Source organism: Streptomyces capitiformicae, from assembly GCF_002214185.1.
GTDB classification, from domain to species: Bacteria; Actinomycetota; Actinomycetes; order Streptomycetales; family Streptomycetaceae; genus Streptomyces; species Streptomyces capitiformicae.
Genome location: NZ_CP022161.1, coordinates 9,586,022 through 9,605,294, shown reverse-complemented (window position 1 = coordinate 9,605,294; position 19,273 = coordinate 9,586,022). Strand labels below are relative to the sequence as shown.

Genomic DNA, 19,273 nt, shown 5'->3' with positions numbered 1-19,273 from the left:
TCGGTCACCAGCCGTCGACGGATCCTGAGTCAGTCGCCGCTCAAGGCCCAACGCGCATCCGTGGACCGCGCAGGGAGCAGGCCGCGGCGAACGGCCGAGTGCATGTTTTCCAGATCCGGGTGGGGAGGGATCGGCCGATGGCGGGGCGCCGGGAGCTTCATGCTCCCCGCCGAAGGCAACGTCGGCCACCGCCCTCGGTGAGCCTGGCGATAGACGCGAAGGGTCGGCCCCCTGGCCAGCCCTGTGCCTGCGATCCGGCCGTAGGACGGTCGTGGGCGACAACTTGCTGTGCGAAGCGCGAGGGGCTCCACGCCGCAACTTGGATCCGGCGGCACCAAGCTCACGCGTGGGTCCGACCACCCGCCGCGCCCAGGACGGGCGTCGGCTGCTTGCCCGACGGCGGGTCGGTCGGCGGCGGTGGCCGGCTCTGGCGGGCGGGCGCCGCCTTGAACCTCGTAGAGAAAATCTGGACGCATCGCCTGACCAGCGTCTTGTCCGGTCCCGGTAGATGCTTGACACTTCGGTCCCAGCTGATGGTTGACAGTGGCCGTGATCGGCTTTTCTGTGCGCGTCGTTGCGGCGTGTGTGGGGAGGCCGGGATTGGCGCTGGTGGAGTTGTCGGTTGTTGAGCAGAGATACCGGGCTGTGCTTGCGGTGCTGGCGGGTGCGACGGTGACGGAGGTCGCTGCTCAGCTGGGTGTGTCCCGGCAGACGGTCAGCGGGTGGAAGTCGCGGTATGCCGCCTCGGGTCTGGCGGGGTTGGTGGACCGTTCGCGTAGGCCTGCCTCGTGTCCGCATCAGGCCTCTGCCGAGGTGGAGGCGGCGGTGTGTGAGCTGCGGCGTAAGCATCCTCGGTGGGGTCCGCGGCGGATCGCTCATGTGCTGGAGCGGGCTGGTGTGGTGGATCCGGTGCCGTCGCGGATGACGGTCTACCGGATCTTGGTGCGGCATGGGCTCGTGGAGCCGGGCGTGCGGCGCCGGAAGCGGTCGGATTACAAGCGCTGGCAGCGCGATGAGCCGATGCAGTTGTGGCAGATGGACATCGTCGGCGGGGTGATGCTGGTCGACCCGGTCACGGGCGAGCTGACCGAGGCGAAGATCGTGACGGGTGTGGACGATCATTCCCGGTACTGCGTGATCGCGTCAGTGGTGGCCCGGGCGACGGGGCGGGCGGTCTGCTCGGCGTTCGTCCATGCTCTGCGGGCGTTCGGGGTGCCGCAGGAGGTGCTCACCGACAACGGCAAGCAGTTCACCGACCGGTTCGGGCAGGGCGGTGAGGTGTTGTTCGACCGGATCTGCCGGGAGAACGGGATCGCGCACCGGCTGACGCAGCCGGCCTCGCCGACCACGACGGGCAAGGTCGAGCGGTTCCACCAGACGCTGCGGCGTGAACTCCTCGATGACTGCGGCCCGTTCGAGAGTGTCCAGGCAGCTCAGCGGGCGCTGGATGCGTGGGTTGAGGAGTACAACTCCTCGCGTCCGCATCAGGCGCTTGGGATGCAGAGCCCTGCGGACCAGTTCACGCCTGTTCCCGAGCATGAGCGGGAGGTGCTCGGCTTGAGGGTGCCCGGGGTCCTCGCGCTCGTCCCGCAGCAGCGGACGGCTCCTGTAGTGGAGCCCTCTGCAGTGGAACCGGCTGAGCCGGTGACGGCCGTGCCTGAGCTGCCGGATCAGAGGGCGGCGGGTGACCTGGCGCCGGTCGAGCATGGCGGGCCGGTGGAGTTCGAGCGGGTGGTGCCTGCGTGTGGGAATCTCCAGGTCGCGGGCAAGCAGTTCTGGCTGGGTCCGGCCCGGTCGGGTCTGACGGTGACGTTCTGGGCCGACACGCAGGTGATCCATCTGCTGGTCGCCGGGGCGCGGATCAAGACGGTGCGGTCGCATCTGTCGGTGGCGGATCTGGCGCAGCTGGCGGCTCGGGGCGGGCGTGCGGCGGGTCCGTCTCCGCTGCCGGTGGGTGAGGGGGCCGCGTTCGAGGTGGACCGGACCGTGAACAACAGCGGGCTGGTGGGCCTGGCCGGGCGCCAGGTGCTGGCAGCGGAGATCCTGGGCGGGCGGCAGGTGGGCGTCCGGATCGACGAGGCCACGCTGTCGTTCTTCGACCCGTCTTCGCGGGAGCTGCTGCGGGTGCGGCCCAACCCGCTCACCCCGGATGAGGTGCAGCGTCTGCGTGGTCTGCGGCCTGCGGGCCCGCCGCCACGGCCCCGGGTGGAGCCGGTGCGTGTCCAGCGGCGGGTCAGCGCGGTGGGCACGGTCATGGTCTGTCGGCAGAGGGTCTCCCTCGGCCGCCCGTACGCAGGCCGGACCATCACCGTGCACGTGTCGGAATCGACCCTCACGGTCGAGCTGGACGGCCAGGTCCGCGTCATCCAGCGCACTACCGACATCCCCGTCCGCCACGTGAAGGCTGACAAGCCCTACAAGGTTTCCGATGTTGTCTAGGCCCACCGTCAGGCATCAGCTGGGACCAGAACGTCAAGCATCACCTGGGACTAGACAGCCTGACCAGCGTCCTGTTCCAGCGTCCCGGCACGGCGGGTCAGTGGCCCCGCCCGCCGCCGCCTGACTCCAGTGCCTCGACGCGGCCACGAAGGTCGGCAATCTGCTGAGCGGCCTCGGCCAGCGCACGTTCCAGCGCCTCGACGCGAGCCGCCGTCCCGCCGACGGATGCGGTCGCGTCCGGGCCGTCGAGGTCATCGGCATTGTCGGCAGCGTGGTCGTGGTGGGCGACGAAGGCTCCCTTGCCGGGGCGGGAGACCGCCCACCCGTCCTGCTTCAACAGGGCCATGGCCTTCTGCACGGTCAGGCTCGCCGCCCCGAACTCCCGCATCAACACGGCCTGCGTCGGCAACGCGTCCCCCGGCCGCAACCCGCCCGAGCGGATCCGCTCGCGCAGGATCTCGGCGATCACCTCGAACGTCAACTGCACCCCACTGCCCGCCGGCCTGCGCCCGCGCCGCCCCACCACCACGCCCGGTCACCCCCGCTTTCCACGCCCTTTACCAGCAAGATCCGGCCCGTCCAAACCGGGAAACCGGCCCCACACTACCCGCGCCCCACCACTCACAAGAAAGGAATCAGGATGGATGTACTTGAATGCGCCTGTGGGCCGATGTTAACGTCACGCACCCGCCGGTGATCACCGCGCGCACTCCGCCCAGACCCCGCCGGTCCCGGCATCCGCGCCCACCCACGAGGCGCCCGTTCCCCTGTGAGCCGAATGCTTCGGCCTGCCCACGCACCCCGCGCCGCCCCTCTCACGTTCCGCCTTCCGCCGAAAGGCCATTCACCCATGCCCGCACAGCTCCAAGTCCCGTCCCCCGCAAGCACACTGTCTGCCGCCATGAGGTTCGCCGCACCAACCGCGCCGCCCACCCCGACGCACAGCACCACCGACGCGTCCGCCGGTCGGCATGCGGCGCTGGAGCGCCGCGCCAGGTTGACCGGCAAGCTGGCGAAGCTCGCCGCCACCGGCCAACTCGCACCCCTCGCACGACAGATCAGCACGCTCGGCGGGTGCGCGCACCCGATCCGCCTCACTGGGCACCGCACCCGTCTGGACAGCGCGACCGGCGAGATCCTCGACCACTTCGACTCCGGTCAACTCCCGGCGGGCGAACTGCTGGTCCGCTGCGGCAACCGCCGCGCCACCCGCTGCCCCGCCTGCTCCACCGTCTACCGCTACGACACCTACCAACTCATCACCGCAGGCCTTCGCGGCGGCAAGACCGTCCCCACCAGCGTCGCCGCCCGCCCACGCGTGTTCGCCACCCTCACCGCACCCGGCTTCGGCCCCGTCCACAACCAGCCCGACACCGGCCGCTGCCACTGCGGCCACACCCACCCCGACGACGACCGGCTGCTGGGCACCCCGCTCGACCCCGAGCGGTACGACTACGCGGGCGCGGTGCTGTGGAACGCGCACGCCCCGGCCCTGTGGGCCCGCTTCACCACCCACCTGCGTCGCGAGATCGCCAAGGCGGCTGGGGTGCCGCAGCGGGTCCTGCGCCATCACGCCACTCTCTCGTACGCCAAGGTCGCCGAGTACCAGAAACGGGGCCAGATCCACTTCCACGCCGTCATCCGCCTCGACGGCCCCACCGGCCCTACCAGCACCCCACCCGCCTGGGCCAGCGTCCAGCTCCTCGACCACGCTGTCCGCGCCGCCGCCGCACGCACCCGCGTCCACCACGAGGGCGAGCCGCCGAAGCAGCCACAGCCCACCGGATACGCCCCCGCGCCCCCGCCCCAAGCCTCAGATCTGACGGGGCGGTTGGTGTTCCGGTTCGGGCGGCAGATCGACGTCCGCGCGATCCGCGGCACCGACTTCACCGAGGGCGGCCCGGTCACCGACCGGCACGTCGCCACCTACATAGCCAAGTACGCCACCAAAGGCGCCGAGACCGCCACCGGCACTCTCGACCGCCGCCTCCGACTCCTCGCCGAACTCGCGACCCACGGCATCACCGACCACGCCCGCCGCATGATCCACACCGCCTGGCACCTCGCCACCAATCGCCGACACGCCCACCTCCGCCTGCGCCAATGGGCCCACATGCTCGGCTTCCGAGGCCACTTCTCCACCCGCACCCGCCACTACTCCACCACCCTCGCCCACCTCCGCGCCGAACGCACAGCCTGGCGCAAATCGGCCGACTCGACGCCGCAGCCGACATGCCGACCGCTGACCACCGCACCGACAGGCACCCGGTCGGTGACCGGGCCGGTCACCGACCGGCCTGACCGCCGGTCACCGACCCGGTCACGGCCACCCCACAGGTCACCGCGATACCGCCAGTCAGCGCGTGGACTCGGATACGACGCTGGTCATCTCCCACTGGCAGTACGCCGGAACCGGCCTCCTGCCCGAACTCGAACATCTCGCCGACCTCCTGGCCGCGACGCGGCAGCCCCGACCCGAGCAACCGACCCCAACCCGGCGCTCGGAGCGCTCCGGTGACCGCGCCGGTCACTCCACCAGTCACCCGGTCGGTCACTCCGCTAATCGGCTGACCAGTGCTGTCCGGGCGGGGGCCGTCGCGTGACCGCCGGCACCGAACTCCTCACCGTCCCCCAGGTCATGGCCCGCCTCCAACTCGGCCGCACCGCCGTCTACGACCTCCTCCGCACCCGGCAACTCGCCTCCCTCACCCTCGGCCGCGCCCGCCGCATCCCCGCCCACGCCCTCACCGACTTCATCCACGCCCGCCTCGACCAGGAAGCCGCCGCCTGATGACCACACCCCGAGACACCCCCGCCTCCCGCCGCGTGCGCGCCAACGGCGACGGAACCGTCTACCAGCGCAAGGACCGCCGCTGGGAAGCCGCCGGATACGTCCTCGCCCCCGGCAGCACTCGCAAGCGTGTCCGCGTCTACGGCAGCACCCGCAAGGAAGCGCTGGCCAAGCTCACCGAGAAGATCGCCGCCAGCAACCGCGGCCTCCCCGTCCCCTCCGCGCAGGGCAGCCTGGCCGCGTACACTGACGTACTGGCTGGAGAACGTCGCCCTACACCACCTCCGCGAGAACACCCACACCCGCTACACCACCTGCATCAACCGGTACCTCATCCCCGGCCTCGGCAAGAAGAAGCTCACCAAGCTCACCGCCAAGGACGTCCGCACCTGGCTCAACCAGCTCCGCACCACCTGCCAGTGCGGCGCGCGAGGCATCGATGCGGGGCGTGATGAGCCCCGTTGCTGCGCCGTCGGATCGTGCTGCCACAAGCTGCTCTCTCCGCTGACGCTGACCTACATCCACTCCGTGCTCAAGTCCGCCCTGGAGCACGCCGTGCGCGAGGAGGAGATCCCTCGCAACGTGGCCCGTAACGTCCGCACCGGCACGCCACGGCCCCGGCGCTTCGAACCCCTTACCGCCGACGAAGCCCGCCAGTTCCTCACAGCCGCGCGTGGACACCGGCTCCATGCCCTGTTCGAACTCGCGCTCCACACCGGACTCCGCAAAGGCGAACTTCTCGGCCTCCGCTGGGAAGACCTCGACCTCGACCGGGGCACGGCTGCCGTCCGCCGCACCTTGCAGCGCACCAGCACAGGCGGACTCACCACATTGCCCACCAAGACCCGGGCCTCCGAGCACCGCATCGCCCTCCCCGCCCGCTGCCTCCAGTCGCTGAAGCACCACCATGAGGAGCAGCAGCGGGACCGTCACACGGCAGGCACCGAGTGGCAGCACAACGGGTACGTGTTCACCACACCGCAGGGCAGGCCGATCGACCCGACCAACCTCACCCGCACCTTCACTACGCTCCTCTGCAAGGCTGGCCTCCGCCGCATCCGCTTCCACGACCTCAGGCACTCGACCGCCACCCTGCTCCTGGAACAGGGCGTCGAACTCGTCGTCATCAAGGAACTCCTCGGCCACGCCCACATCGGCGTCACCGCCACCGTCTACGCCCACGTACGACTCCGCCTCCAGCGAGACGCCATCGACTCCCTCGGCCGCGCCCTCGACCACCCCTGACATACGTACGGCAACGGCGGCGGACACCAGGTGTCCGCCGCCGTTGCCGTCAACTACTGCCGTCAACCCGGCCAGAAGCCCCGTTAGACGAAGCTCTACGCGGCCGAGATTCACTAACGAGAATCAGGTCTTGGCCAAGGATCGAGTCCCGGATCGGAGTACAGACAGATCAGTGGGCGATTCGCGCAGACTGCCAACTCTAGGGAGTCTTCAAAGGTGGAACCAAGCTTCCAAATCCAACCCATGCCAGCAGCAACCACCCTCCCCCCAGCTTCGACGAACACACTTGAATAACTGAGCCATTCACCGATGGGGAAATAGTCCCCGCCGAGAACACTCTCCACCTCTGTTGCTAGATCACGCTGCCCTGATCCAGCGGCGATAGGATCGAAATTGTAAGGCTCGTCATTACTGAAGTTCGGGCCGACTCGATTGACCGGCTCGATTGAGAGCCCTCCCACCGCCGCGAGGATTTCCTCTGCCAATGGGTGGGACCGGTACCCTTCACCCTCCAGCGGCTCCACCCATTGACCTGCGTCGACCTTCCTGCCTGCGCTCCATCCGGACGCAACAAGCGCCCCGAGCAGATCCTCGCTGAGCGAGTCGAAGCGAATCAGGGACATCAGTTGATCTCCAGGTCTTCCAGCAGTCTGACACAACGGCCGCAGGGGTGAGCTGGTTCACCATGCCCATCCGTATTCGATGTCGGCATGGAGTTATTCCGCGTCCTTACCGTTTGCATGGTTCCACCCCTGATGGCCTCGGGCCCCTCCGCCGCCTGCGCCTGAATTAGACAGTGCACCTCCGCGCACCCTCCATGGTGACCTGTCCGTTCGAGCGCATCCGCCAACGGCCCTTCCGCCTGCTGGCCGTGCTTATTGCGGCCGTAGTACTTCGCGCCTGAAGGAGATGTGTACTCGGAGGCAAACTTCACCCCAGGTTCGTTGCGAACACTGTCGGCATAGTCACCCAGGTTGCAGTTGTGTACGAGTACCGGCGTCCCGCCCGCCAGCACATAGTACGTGTGGGCGTCGCTGACGGTCAGGTTGTGGACCGTGGCCGAGTCGCTGGTCCAACGCTCCACCGCTGTGATCTGAACCAGCGTGCCCGCGCTGGTGCGCAGCCACTGGCCGTTCTTCAACTCGGTGGCGTCGACCCACTCGTCGAGTTCGGGGACCCAGAAGGGATGCCGGTCGGTCGCGGTGATCGTGTCCGTGGCCGTGCCCGTGTCGCCGTCCGTGTCGACGGTGATCTCCACCAGGTGCTTGACACCCTCGCCCTTGATCTCGGCGGTGACCGTCTCCGTGGTCGTCTCGCCGGTCTCGGGGTCCGTGGCAAGGACCTTGTCGCCGGTCTCGATGTCCTCGATCGGCTTGGTGGATCCGTCGGCCATCAGGACGAGCGTGCCAGGGGTGAAGCTGTTGTTCACCTTGCACGAGCCGCCCTGGGCGGGCGCGTCGGCGTCCTTGCCGCCCCCGCCACCGGTGTCGGACTTCTTCTCCGCCCCGTCGCCCTTCTTGCCGCCGGAGTCGCCCTTCTTGGCCTCGGGTGCCTCCTTGGCCTTGGCCGGAGGCGCAGGGGCGGGCTTCTCCTTGGGCTTCGGGGTGACCGGCGGGGTGACCTTGTCGGCGGCGTCGACCGCGTCCTTGGTCTTCTCGGTCGCCTTGGTGGCGTCCGTCGCCGTGTCGACGGCGTCCACCGCTTTGTTGACGTACCGCGCGCCCTTCGCCGCACTCGCCGCGTATCCCGCGATCGGGATGGCCGAGGCGTAGGCCAGGCCCGCGTCGATGTAGTTGCCTTCGGCTGTGTACCACAGGCCGTTGAGCAGGTCGGCTGGCTCACCGAAGCCGGGGACCAGGCCCACGACGTCCAGGGCGCCGTGACCGATCGGGCTGATCCAGGACTCGCCCCAGTACAGGCCCGTCGGGTCCGGGAAGGCCAGCGGGTTGTTACGGCCATAGGCGTAGGCGTTCAGGTGTTGCGGGTCCCCGACGTTCAGAACGGGGTCGACGGAGACGAAACGGCCGGACGCCGGATCGTACGCACGGGCGCCGAGTTGGATCAGGCCCGTCGCCGCGTCCGCCGTGCCGCCCACGAACGACTTGTCACCGGGCCATACATCCGCCGCCGGCTTGGCGCCGCGCACCTGGCCGAAGGGGAGGGTGCGGCGCTGTGTGATTGCCGAGTCCGCCGCCTTGATCGCGATTTCGGCGGTGCCGTTCTGGCCGCCGACCAGCCAGGTCACCCCGGCCGACGTCCGCACCGCGATCTTCTGGCCGCCGTGGGAGTAGTAACGGGTACCGGACAGGGAGTTCTTGGCCGTGTCGAGGCGGATCTCCTGGCTGCCCAGGTACAGCGTCACCGCGCCCTTCTCCTTACGGAGCAGGCGGCCGCCCGAAGCGTCGTACACGTACGAGGTCTTGTTCGCCTCGTCCAGGTTGTCGCCGGACAGGTACGGGGTCACCGCGCTCAGGCGGCCCTCCTCGTCCCATTCCAGCTTCTGGTCGACCGCCGGGGAGAGGTCCGTCGCCGCCTTCGTACGACGGACGGTGTTGCCCGCCTCGTCGTACGCGAACGACTGGGCCGCCGTCACTTCCTTGCCCGCCGTCGCGGTACGGACCTCCGCCGACTTCAGAGCGTGGGCGTGAGGCTTCCCCGTGCCGTTCGGCACATACGTCGTCGTCTGCGTGACCGCCGCGTCGCCGGTCGTGCCGGTGGCGTGACGGACCTCGCTGGTGCGGTTGCCCGCAGCGTCGTAGGTGTAGGAGTGCCGGTACGGTGCCGGGCCGCCGACGGTCGCTTCACCGGCGCTCGGCGCGCAGGCGTTGGCGGTCTGGGTCCATGCCTCGGTGAGGCGGCGCAGGTAGTCGTACGTGAAGCACTGGACGTCCGCGGTCTTTCCCTCGGGCGTGTCCGCGATCTTCTGGATGTTGCCGGTGGCGTCGTAGCCGTAGGTGATGTCGGAGTCGGGTGTCTTGACGATCTCCCGGTCGATCCGGGCGCGCTCCAGGCGCCGGGTGCCCTCCTCGTAGGTGTTGGTGAGCCAGGTGTACTTGTCCGCGCTGGCGGTGCCCAGGGTCAGCTGGAGCATCTCGCCGTAGTTGGAGTAGCGGGTCTCGCGGGCGTAGTCCGTCGAGTCGCCCAGGGTGAAGGACGCCAGACCGGTCGCCGTGTAGCCCGTGGTGATCTTCTCCGCCGGGAGACCGCCGGCCGCCGGAACGCCGACCTCGTCGATCGAGCCATCTGGCTTGTACGACGCCGTCGAGGTGTAGGTGCCGGCCAGTTTGCCCTCGGAGGCCGGGATCGTCACCGAGGTCTTCGTCGGGCGGCCCGCCACGTCGTAGGCGTCGACCGACGAGGTGTATCCGTCGTTCCCGACCCACTTGGTGGCCGAGGTCAGCCGCCCCTTGCCGTTCGGCACGGTCGCGCTGTCGTATTCCCAGGTCGTCAGCTTCTTGTCGCCGTTGAAGAGCGAGCGCTGACGGCCCAGCTTGTCGTAGTTGAAGGTGAGGGTGATCTCCCGCTGGTTGCGGACCGTCTTGACCTGGTCGAGGTCGTTGTACGTCATCCACGTCGTGCCCGCGTCCGGGTCGACGGCCTTGGTCTGCCGCCCCCGCACGTCGTAGTCGTACGACCAGAGGTTGCCGGTCGTGTCCTTGACCTCGGTGAGACGGCCCGCCGCGTCGTAGTCGTACGACGTCGTGTCCGCCGCGCCGGTCGGCGAACTGGCCTTGAACTCCAGGACCTTGGTCGTCTGCCCCTGCGCGTTGGTGTACGACGCGGTCGGCGTGGAGCCCGCCGGCGGGTCGACCGTCGTGTGGTCGCCGTGGTACGCCGTCTTCGTGCGCCACTTCTCGGTGCCCGCGACGCGGAAGATCGAGTCCGTCGCCCGGCCCGCCGCGTCGTAGACCGTCTCCGTCTCCCGAGGCGTCCCCTCGGAGGCGTCCTTCACGTTCACGAACGTCGTGCCCACGGCCGCCGTGTTGTAGAACGGGCCGATCTCCTTCACCGCCAGGCCACGGCTGTCGTACTCGGTGGTCGTGATGACCCGTCCCAAGTTCGCCGCCGGGGTCTGCGTCTGGCGGGGGCGCAGGAGACCGTCGGAGAGCTGGTGGCTGGTGGCCACCGAGCCGTTGGGCAGCAGCGACTTGGTGGTGGTGACCACCGCGTCGTTGTTGCGGACCAGGTAGGCGTACTCCAGGCTCGGCGTGTCCGAGGCCTTGGCGCGGCCGGGGAGCCAGACCTTCAGCAGGCGGCCGAGGGCGTCGTACTCCAGGTCGGTGCGCTGCTTGTTGGGGTCGACCGTGGAGGTGACCAGGCCCCAGCGGCGGTCGACCGTGGAGGTGGTGGTGTTGCCGAGGGGGTCCTCGACCTTCATGCCGGTCACCGGGCCGCCGGTGGCCGGGGTGTAGGTCGTCTTCGTCGTGTTGCCCGCCTGGTCGGCGGACTCCACGACACGGCCGTGGACGTCGTACCTGGCGGTCGAGGTCGTCACGTACTGCGGGGTGCCGTCGGCCGTGTAGCCCTTGACCTTCTCGCTGCGCACCACGTCACCCTTGGTGGGCGTGGCGCCGTACGTGTCGCGGTCGTCGTACCAAGTCCGGACGTCCGAGATCGCCTCGCCCTTGAAGGACGTCGGCGCTCCTTCATCGCAGTTGACCGGGACGACCGTGACCCGCTTCAGCAGCGTGAGCAGGTTCGCGTCCGTGTTGCGGTTGTACTCGTTCGTCGTGCAGGTGTCGTCGTCCTTGACCGCCAGGTCTCCGGAGTCGGAGGAGCGCACCAGCATGCCGTACGAGTCGTAGAAGTGCTCGATGGCGGCGCGGCGGACCTTGCCGCCGTCCAACGCCGTACGAGTCTTCGTGGCCTTGACCGCCGCGTACGACGCCTCGTCGTTGCCCTCCGTCGCCGTGGCCTCGGACTTCCACGGAGTGCTCACCGAACCGGTGATCTCCGTGTCGCCGTTGAAGCTGCGCTGCTCCACGACGAAGCCCTGGTGGCGCGCGTCGTCACGGATCTTCGTGCCGTCGGAGGCGGTGACGGTGACGGACTTCGTGCCGCCGGACTCCTTCTCCCGGTCGCCGTCCATGCCCTGGAGGTAGGTGGTCTCGGTGCGCAGCTGCTTGCTGCCCGCCTCACCCGTCTTCATGGTGACGGTGCGGTAGCCGCGCCACTGGTTCCAGGTCTTCTTCTTGGTCTTGACCAGCTCGCTGTCGTCGAAGGCCCAGGCCGCCCCGGAGTAGTCGTACGACGTGATCTTGTTGGGGCCGGTGACGGTTACCTCGTCCTCGATCACCGTGTCGACGACGAACTTGTGGAACCAGTCCTCCTTCTCCCCGATCGTGCCCTCCTTCGACCAGAAGGACGGCATGCACCGCTTGGTGTTCGTCTCGGGGGTAGGGAGATTGGAGGGGGTGCACTCGGTCGGCTTGTAGTTGACCGAGATCGTGCCGCCCGTCTCCGACTGGATGGCCCGGATACGCCACTTGTACATCGGCAGACGGTCGTGGGAGTCGGAGTGGACCCGGTTGGCGTCCTGCCGCTCGTAGAAGGTGACCTTCGGCAGCTTGTTGGCGCCGTCCTTGCCAGAGTGGGTGACCGACTCCAGCCACATGGCCGGGGCGTGGGTGGTGTCGGCGCTCTGGTACTTGTGCGCCAGGTCCCACTCGTCGACGTCCCCGTACGTCTTGCCGTCGGACCCCAGAACCTGCGTGGTGACCTTCGCCAGCCGCTTGCGGGAGAAGAAGGTCGGGGACCACTGGTCCTTGCACTCGGTGTCGGAGGTGCAGATCTGCTCGAACGGCACGTCCGGCCAGCGCTTGGCGGTGGACTCCTTCAGGTCGCCCGGCTGACAGTCCGCAGCGGCACCCGTGCAGCGCTCGGCGACGTCGAAGACGACCTGCGAGGGCGCGGCGGTGGTGTTCTCCTTGCCCTCGCGCTCGCCGTACTCGATCCGCTTGAGCCAGCCGCCGCGGTCGTAGGAGACGACCTTGTCGCCGCGCACGCTGTCGTACTTGTTGGTCTCGGTGCCGTAGTAGTACGTCATCGAGTTGCCGTGCACGTCGACGACGTAGTCGAGGTTCCAGCGCCAGGCCTGCTGGCAGCGCGAGCCCTTGAAGGTGTCCGCGTGGCAGGGCTCGTCCTTGTCGTCACCGAAGACCGGGACCTCGAAGGTGGCACCGGTGTTCTCGGTGTCGGCGGCCTCCGACTCGCGCTTGCCCTTGCCGAAGTGGTAGCGGGTACCGTCAGTGGTGGTGACGACCCAGTACTCGTCGTTGTTGTCCGAGTTGAAGCCGTCGTACTTACGCTCGATACGAGTGCCGTCGTCCTGCTTCAGACGCCACTCGTCCTTGCCCTTCTTGACCAGCTCACCGGCCCGGCCGCCGAAGTTCATGGTGGCGTTGTCGGAATGCCAGCACAGGTCGTACTTCTGCGACCCGGCCTCGTCGTGACCGTCCTCCGTGCACGAGCGGTACGAGCGCTCGATGTAACCGGCGCTCAGGTCGAAGCCCTCACCGACCCAGGAGGTCTGGTTGTTGCTGGACGCCGTACGACCGTCCGTGGAAGCCGAGTTGTAGCCGAGACCCAGCTGCGGGGAAGGCCCGGCGACGGCCGGCGGGACACGCAGCGGGTACTGCCAGGTGAAGCCACCGGTCTGGCCCGCGACCTGCCAGGACGCGGACGGGGCAAGGGAGGTCGCCGTGTACGACCCCGAACCGCCCGCCGGGCCCGCCGCAGCAGCGAGCAGCGGCGCCTTCGCGGCGGACAGCGCCGCCACGTCGGCCGTGAGCTTCTGCCCGCGGACGTCGTTGTCGGTCTTCAGTGGAGTGACCGTCTGGCACTTGGGCGCCTTGGGCGTGGTCAGCGCACAGGCGGGGAGTTCGACCAGGCGCAGCCGCTGGGCCCAGTCGCCGCCGTAGGCCTGGGCGAAGGCCGCGTAATCGGCCTCGACGGACACCTTGCCGTTCGTGGTGCCGCTGTCGGCGCGGGTCACCTTGAGCAGAAGGCCGTCGATACCGGCCTTCTGCGCCGCGGCGTGGCTGAGGACCTCGACCTTGGCGCGGGTGGGTGTCGCGGCCGCCATCACGGACCGGGTCATGCCCTTGGGCGGGCCGACCCGGACCGGGAGCGAACCCGCCTTGCTGCCAGCGAGCGCGCTGCGCTTCTTGGAGCCCGCCAGGTCGACGGTCGCGCTGCCCGCCTTCGGCCAGGTGGCCTTGAGGTCAAGCGGTTTGCCGTACCCCTTGGTGTGCTTGAGCGGGGCGGCCTGGCCGTCCTGCTCGACCACCGGCGTCGAGGCGACCTCCTGGGTCTTGGGGCGCCGCTTCTCCCGGGCCTCGTCGGGGTCGTCGCCGAGGGCCGGGGTGCCCTGGAGCAGGGTGATGGTCAGGGCGGAGGTGAGTGTGACGGACAGGGCTCTCGCCCAGTTGTTTGCCTTATGTCTGCGTGATGCGCGCACGCGCGCTCCCCCTCTATGGGATGTGGGAAGTGACGCTCTGGTCAGGAGCCGTCAGTTGTTGGCGAGCCGGAAGATCTCAGTGCCGGACAGCAGGCCGGGGACGAGTCGTACGTCGTCGATGTCACCCGCGAACGGATCGGACCAGTCGCCGCCGTACTGGGCGCGGCCGATGTTGAGGCCCTTGGAGGCGTTCCAGACATCGGTGACGGTGGCGCTGCCCTGCTCCTCACCGTCGACGAAGAGCGTGAACTTCCGCGCCACCGGGTCGTAGGTTGCGGCGAGGTGGACCCACTTGTTGACGGTCGCGGGCCGCTCGCCGGCGGCCATGGCCCGGACGAGGTCGGAGCCCGCCTTGTCGGAGACGTGGCGGCCGAAAATCCAGCGCTTGTAGGCGGTCGAGTAGTAGAGGTTGAAACCGCTGCCCTGGCTGCCCGCCTGGCTGACCACCGAGATGTTCTTCGCCAGCGACGTGGGACGCACCCACGCCGAGACGGTGAACGCCTGACCGGTGTGGACCGCGGACACGGCGGTGGCGTGGTCGGTGGTGCCGTTGAAGCGCAGCGCCTTGTCGGCCGGGGCGCTCGCGGCGCCATGGCCCGCGACCCAGTCGGCGCCCTTCACGGTCAGCGTCCTGTTGTGGCCCGAGGTGTCGGGGGCCGTGGTGCCGGAGGTCTGGTCCAGGCCGTACACGGCGGCGGCGCAGGTGTCGGCGAGCGCGTCTGCGCAGGCCCGGTCGACGGTGAAGAAGTACTTCTCCAGCGGGCCCCGGTTGCCGGCCCGGTCGACACTGCGGACGTAGAGCACGTTCGGGCCGAAGGTGCTGGTCGGCACCTCGATGGTGGCGTTGCCGCCGAGGGCGGTCGGGGTGGCCTTGCGTGTAGGGGTGTCGTTGCCGAGGTCCCACTCGTAGAACTCGACGTCGTTCTTGAAGACCGGGTCCGCGTTGCCGTTCGCGGAGAGGGTGAAGTGCCGCTTGCCGCCCACCGGCAGGTCGGCCTCGCTCGCCACGGGCGCGACGTGCGGCTTGGTGTCGGGCGCCTTCACGTCCACCACGAACTCGCACCAGTCGGACCACTCGGAGTACCCGGAGTTCTTGAGCTTGCCGGTGGAGCCGTCGTAGGTCTGGGCGTGCCACTTGTAGCCGTGGCCATGGGCGAGCTCCCTGACGGGGATGTTCTCCTCGAACACGCCCTCGTTCTGCGGTCCGTCCTTGCCCTCGTAGACCATCGGCCGGCCGTCGACCTGGTCCCACACCCGGAAGGTCGCGGTGAGGTTCTGGCCTGTGCCGTCGGTGTACGAGTCGGCGTCCGTGCCGGTGACGGACATGGTCGGCGTCGCGTCACGGATCCAGGGGCGCTTGGTGTTGTCGGTGGTGCAGGTCTTCTCCTCCGGGTTGCTCAGCTTCTCCCCGGTGGGCTTGTTCGGACGGGTGTTGTACGTGACGACGAGCTTGGCGTCCTCACCCCGGAACCGCTTCCAGGAGTTCGGGTCGCCCTCGTCGGCGGCCCGCAGCGAGAACGCGATGGGATCCTCACCGGCGGCCTTCTTGCGGACCGAGGAGGTGAGGTTCTCGTTGGACTCCTCGGCGTTGTCCGCGAAGTGCACCCAACTGGGCGGGGCGTCCGGACTGCAGCTGTCGCCCCGCCCGTACGCGACGGTCCTGTCGACCATCAGGTCGCCGTCCTTGGGCTTGTTGTTCCAGTTCGTAGCGGAGTCGACACCGCCCTCGGCGACCATGTGCAGGTTGACCGTGCTCTTGGTGCAGGAGAAGGAGAAGGTCTCGTAGACCTGGAAGACCGCCTTGGAGATCGTCCGGTTCTTCCAGCCCTTGGTGGAGAACTGGAAATACATCCGGTTCGTGTACGGCGAGTTGCTGCACACGTAGTAGATGCCGCCGATGGTCTTGGCCGAGCAGCGGCCGACACCCTCGTCCTTCTTGAACTTGTGGTACTCGGTACTCGGATGCGAGCTGGACACATACAGCCACTCGCTCTTCGACATACCGGCCTCGGGGTCGATGTAGACCGGGAAGTCGGTGTCGGCGGCGGTGAGCAGGGCGCGGTCGGGCTCGACGGTGACGGCGGACGCGGAGACATCGAGGGTCATGTCGGCGACCTTGGCGGCGGCGCCGGGTGCCTCCTGGGCGCGCGTGTCGGTGCCCGAGGCGGGGACGGCGTCGGCGGGGAGCCCGGTGGCGGACGAGTCCCACATCTTGGGTGCCTGGCCGCCGAAGACACGCTCGCCGGAGGCGTCCACCGCCTGGAGGCCACCGGTCGGGCCGGTGCCGAGGTCCAGACCCTCCGACCGTACGGGCAACCGCAGTTCAGCCAGCCGCGGATCGCGGGCCGCCTCCGCCGTCTTCACCTCCAGGACATACGAGTAGCCCGTGACCGAGGCGGTGGCCAGCAGGTCCACGCCGGGCAGCACCTCCCGGTACTCAGCGGTGTCCCCGCTGAGTACCGGCTCCGGCAGCGGGGTCGGCCAGCGCAGCGTGAAGGACTTGCCGTCCTCGCCGAGCGTGACGAAGTCGGACGAGCCTCCCGCCGCGAAGGCCAGGTCGACGACGGCTGCCTTGGGGCCGACCGTGCCGTCCGGGCGGCGTTCGAGGGTGGCGTCGGCCTTCTCCCAGCTGCCGTCGGGCCGCCTCACGCGCTGCGGCTGGACACTCGTCTCACTGGTCAGCGAGCCGTCCGGGTTGGCGTGGACGAGTTCGTCCTCGGTCCGCAGGCCGACGATCTCCACGGGCTCACCGGTGGCGGCGGCACGGGCGAAGGCGGAGGCCTCGGCCTGCTCGGCGGCCGTGGTCGTGGTTGCTGTCGTGGCTGCGGTCGTGGGCTGTGCGCCTGCGACTACGGGTGTCGCGAGGGCTGGTGTTCCGGTGAGTACGACGGCCGTGCCGAGCAGCACGCCGAGTCTTCGGGCAGCACGCGGCCGCCGGTTCCAACGGGTGGTCATGCCCGTTCCCCCTTGGGCTCCCCCGGAGCCCGTTATGAAGTTTGCGTGGCGAACCTGTGAGGCAGCCGTGGTCGATTGAAATCTAAAGTGGCAGGGGAGACTCAGGAAGCCTGATTAATTCGGACACACTGCCGATTAATCGGCGGAACCCTTCCGTCCGGTGCGTGATGTACATCACACATGGGCATGGCGGCAGTGGAGCGAGGACGGGCGGCGACAACGGGGGCGGCGCATGAGCAAGCGTTCCAAGGTTTCGTTCAGCGTGCGAGTGGAGCGCTGGAAGTGGTTCTGGGACGACGTGATCGAGGCGTCGGCCGACCTTGTGACCTCCCGCCGAGGGCTGATGTTCCTCGGTAATGCCGCGGTGCTGCCCTGCGCCGTCGCGGGGCTCGTGTACTTCTGGTCACGGCCGATGACGTTCGAGGGATAGGTCATCCTGCAACTGGCCTGCCTGGGCTGTCAGTCGGTGGCGCTGGTGCCGGTGGCGTGGCCGGGACGGGCGGCGACGCCACGGGATGTCACCGAGTTCTCCAAGGGCCACCACGGCATGACGATCATCACCGCCTGCGGCTCCTGGATCTTCGGCGTGCTCCCGGGCGCGGCCTTGCTGGCCAACTTCGACGTGGACACGGAACGCCCGGTGTGGGCCGCCGCGTTCTGCCCGGGGACGGCCCTCATGAAGTGAGGACACAGCTCCGCGAGGCGGCCGGTCCACCGAGCGGGTCAGGCTGGGCGGCGGAGACGACGCCGACGCGGACTCGGGCGGCTTCGACGGCGACTGAACGCAGGGATCAGCCACAGCCGAAAGCACCACACACCTGTACGATGCGCCGAACAAGGTGTTCAACAAGCCTTTCCGGAGGTCCACTTGACCAGCCATACCAGACGCGTCGTCACCGTCGCCCTGTCCTGCACCCTGGCGGGAGCCGCGCTCACCGCCGCCCCGGCCGCGCACGCCGCGCCCGACGCCGACGACATCACCATCAACAGCGTCGTCGTCAACGGCGGCAAGCCCGTGGTCGTCGGCACCAAGGCCCCCGTGAAGTTCCCGATCGCCGTCACCGCCACCCACGCCTCCGGCGTCTACAGGGCCGCCGCCTACCTCTACGGCTCGTACGCCTACCTGGACTCGGACCACTACCAGCTGGACTGCTCCCCCAGGACCAAACCGACGACGACCTGCTCCGACACCTACACCCTGGATCCGGTCACGCTCTTCTACCAGGGCAACAGCCCGGCGGGCACCTGGACGATCCAGCTCCACGTCGACGCGTGGGACGCCACCTACAGCACCAGCGGCAAGTACACCTTCAAGGTACTCCGCGCCGCCCGGCTCACCGCCGACGCCGCGCCCGAGCCCGTGAAGAAGGGGAAGACCGTCACGGTCAAAGGCGCCCTGACACGCGCCGACTGGAAAACTCACAAGTACGCCGGTTTCAAAGGCCAGTCGGTGAAGCTGCAGTTCCGCAAGAAGGGCAGCAGCACCTTCACCACCCTCAAGACCGTGAAGACCGGCACCGGTGGAGCGGTCAAGGCCACGACCACCGCCACCTCCGACGGTTACTACCGCTTCGTCTTCGGCGGCACCGGAACCACGGCCACCGTCACATCTGGCAGCGACTTCATCGACGTGCGCTAGTTGTTTCACTCTCCCTCTGCGTGCGCTGCTCCTCAGGGTTGATCAGCCAGAGATTGCGGCAGAACCAGTGAAAGGGCGGAGACAGCTGCGGATGGTTGTCCGTCCCCGCCGTGGAAAGCAGCAGCGCGTTCGACCGAGTGCGCCGCACCAGCTGCGCACGGTCCTTGATCCGGCTCCCCGGCCATTCGTACGCCTCGCCCCGCGAGGCGTCCCGGTCGAGCCACACCTGACGGTGGCCTCGCGGTTAGCTGTGCAGCCATTCGGCCTCGACCCGAGTCCGGCTGAGCTCGAAGCCATACGTCCAGCGCACGCCGTCCATGACGAGATCGACCTCGAAGAAGCTCGGCTCGCTCTCACGCGTGGGGTCCAGCGCGAACACGGAGCGCGGAATTCCGTCGTACGATGCCCAGCGGGCGTAGGAGTTGATGACGGCGGAGCGCATGTCGACCAGCGCGGCCAGGACGTTGGACTTGCCCGACGCGTTTGCACCGAAGATGCCGATCAGCGGGAGCACACCGACGGACCGACCCGCCTGCCAGTTCCACTACCCGGGCCGCAGCCCCGTCCCGTCCTCGGGTGCGACGAAGGACAGCTCCTGCTCGTCTCGCAGGGACCGTACGTTCGCGACACGGAATCTCAACAGCACGCTGTCCTCCTTTCCAAGCTCACACTAGCCGCCGGGACTGACAGTGACCTGATCAGAGAGGCGCTGGCCTCCGGGAACATACCCTCCGCCACATGCCGG

Annotated in this window: 11 protein-coding genes and 1 pseudogene; 7 read left to right on the top strand and 5 right to left on the bottom strand. The window is 68.7% G+C overall.

Going from position 1 to position 19,273, the window contains the following annotated elements; genetic code table 11:
- Positions 1-615 precede the first annotated feature (615 nt).
- Positions 616-2,439: an IS481 family transposase gene (locus tag CES90_RS43100; RefSeq protein ID WP_373313632.1), complete on the top strand. Its 1,824-nt coding sequence runs from the start codon at positions 616-618 to the stop codon at positions 2,437-2,439.
- Positions 2,440-2,536: 97 nt separating this feature from the next.
- On the opposite strand, the gene CES90_RS43095 is transcribed toward CES90_RS43100, so the two are convergent.
- The gene (locus CES90_RS43095; RefSeq protein ID WP_189788438.1) at positions 2,537-2,968 is read right to left on the bottom strand and encodes a GntR family transcriptional regulator; all 432 of its coding nucleotides are present in this window, start codon (positions 2,966-2,968) and stop codon (positions 2,537-2,539) included.
- 372 nt (positions 2,969-3,340) lie between these two features.
- Between CES90_RS43095 and CES90_RS43090 the strand changes: the two genes are divergently transcribed.
- The 3 genes and pseudogenes from CES90_RS43090 (at position 3,341) to CES90_RS43080 (ending at position 6,475) form a co-directional block, all read left to right on the top strand.
- Entirely contained in the window at positions 3,341-4,957 is a 1,617-nt protein-coding gene (locus CES90_RS43090) for a replication initiator (RefSeq protein WP_189788439.1), read from the top strand.
- Between the two features lie 81 nt (positions 4,958-5,038).
- Positions 5,039-5,230: a helix-turn-helix domain-containing protein gene (locus tag CES90_RS43085; RefSeq protein WP_189788440.1), complete on the top strand. Its 192-nt coding sequence runs from the start codon at positions 5,039-5,041 to the stop codon at positions 5,228-5,230.
- Positions 5,230-6,475 (top strand): annotated as a pseudogene (locus CES90_RS43080) (tyrosine-type recombinase/integrase). Before CES90_RS43085 ends, CES90_RS43080 begins: the two are co-directional and overlap by 1 nt.
- A gap of 113 nt (positions 6,476-6,588) precedes the next feature.
- Here CES90_RS43080 and CES90_RS43075 read toward each other — a convergent pair.
- Genes CES90_RS43075 through CES90_RS43060 form a run of 3 tightly spaced genes read right to left on the bottom strand, consistent with a single transcriptional unit; the run spans position 6,589 to position 16,889 of the window.
- Entirely contained in the window at positions 6,589-7,098 is a 510-nt protein-coding gene (locus tag CES90_RS43075; RefSeq protein ID WP_189788441.1) for an SUKH-3 domain-containing protein, read from the bottom strand.
- Complete coding sequence (locus CES90_RS43065) at positions 7,098-13,934, bottom strand: polymorphic toxin-type HINT domain-containing protein (protein WP_232791372.1); 6,837 nt, start codon at positions 13,932-13,934, stop codon at positions 7,098-7,100. Before CES90_RS43065 ends, CES90_RS43075 begins: the two co-directional genes overlap by 1 nt.
- A 51-nt stretch (positions 13,935-13,985) precedes the next feature.
- On the bottom strand, positions 13,986-16,889 hold the full coding sequence (locus CES90_RS43060; protein ID WP_189788442.1) for a LamG-like jellyroll fold domain-containing protein: 2,904 nt from the start codon (positions 16,887-16,889) through the stop codon (positions 13,986-13,988).
- A gap of 232 nt (positions 16,890-17,121) precedes the next feature.
- Here CES90_RS43060 and CES90_RS43055 point away from each other — a divergent pair, with 232 nt between their 5' ends.
- The 3 genes from CES90_RS43055 to CES90_RS43045 all read left to right on the top strand — a co-directional run bounded on the left by CES90_RS43055 (position 17,122) and on the right by CES90_RS43045 (position 18,528).
- Positions 17,122-17,319: a hypothetical protein gene (locus CES90_RS43055; protein ID WP_189788443.1), complete on the top strand. Its 198-nt coding sequence runs from the start codon at positions 17,122-17,124 to the stop codon at positions 17,317-17,319.
- Positions 17,320-17,355: 36 nt separating this feature from the next.
- A complete protein-coding gene (locus CES90_RS43050; RefSeq protein ID WP_232791371.1) occupies positions 17,356-17,574 on the top strand; it encodes a hypothetical protein in 219 nt (72 codons plus the stop codon).
- A gap of 183 nt (positions 17,575-17,757) precedes the next feature.
- Positions 17,758-18,528 carry a calcium-binding protein gene (locus CES90_RS43045; protein ID WP_229914503.1) on the top strand — a complete coding sequence of 257 codons (771 nt, stop codon included), beginning with the start codon at positions 17,758-17,760 and terminating at the stop codon, positions 18,526-18,528.
- 244 nt (positions 18,529-18,772) lie between these two features.
- Here the strand turns inward: CES90_RS43045 and CES90_RS50690 are convergent, their stop codons facing one another.
- A complete protein-coding gene (locus CES90_RS50690; RefSeq protein ID WP_229914504.1) occupies positions 18,773-19,042 on the bottom strand; it encodes an AAA family ATPase in 270 nt (89 codons plus the stop codon).
- Positions 19,043-19,273 lie beyond the last annotated feature (231 nt).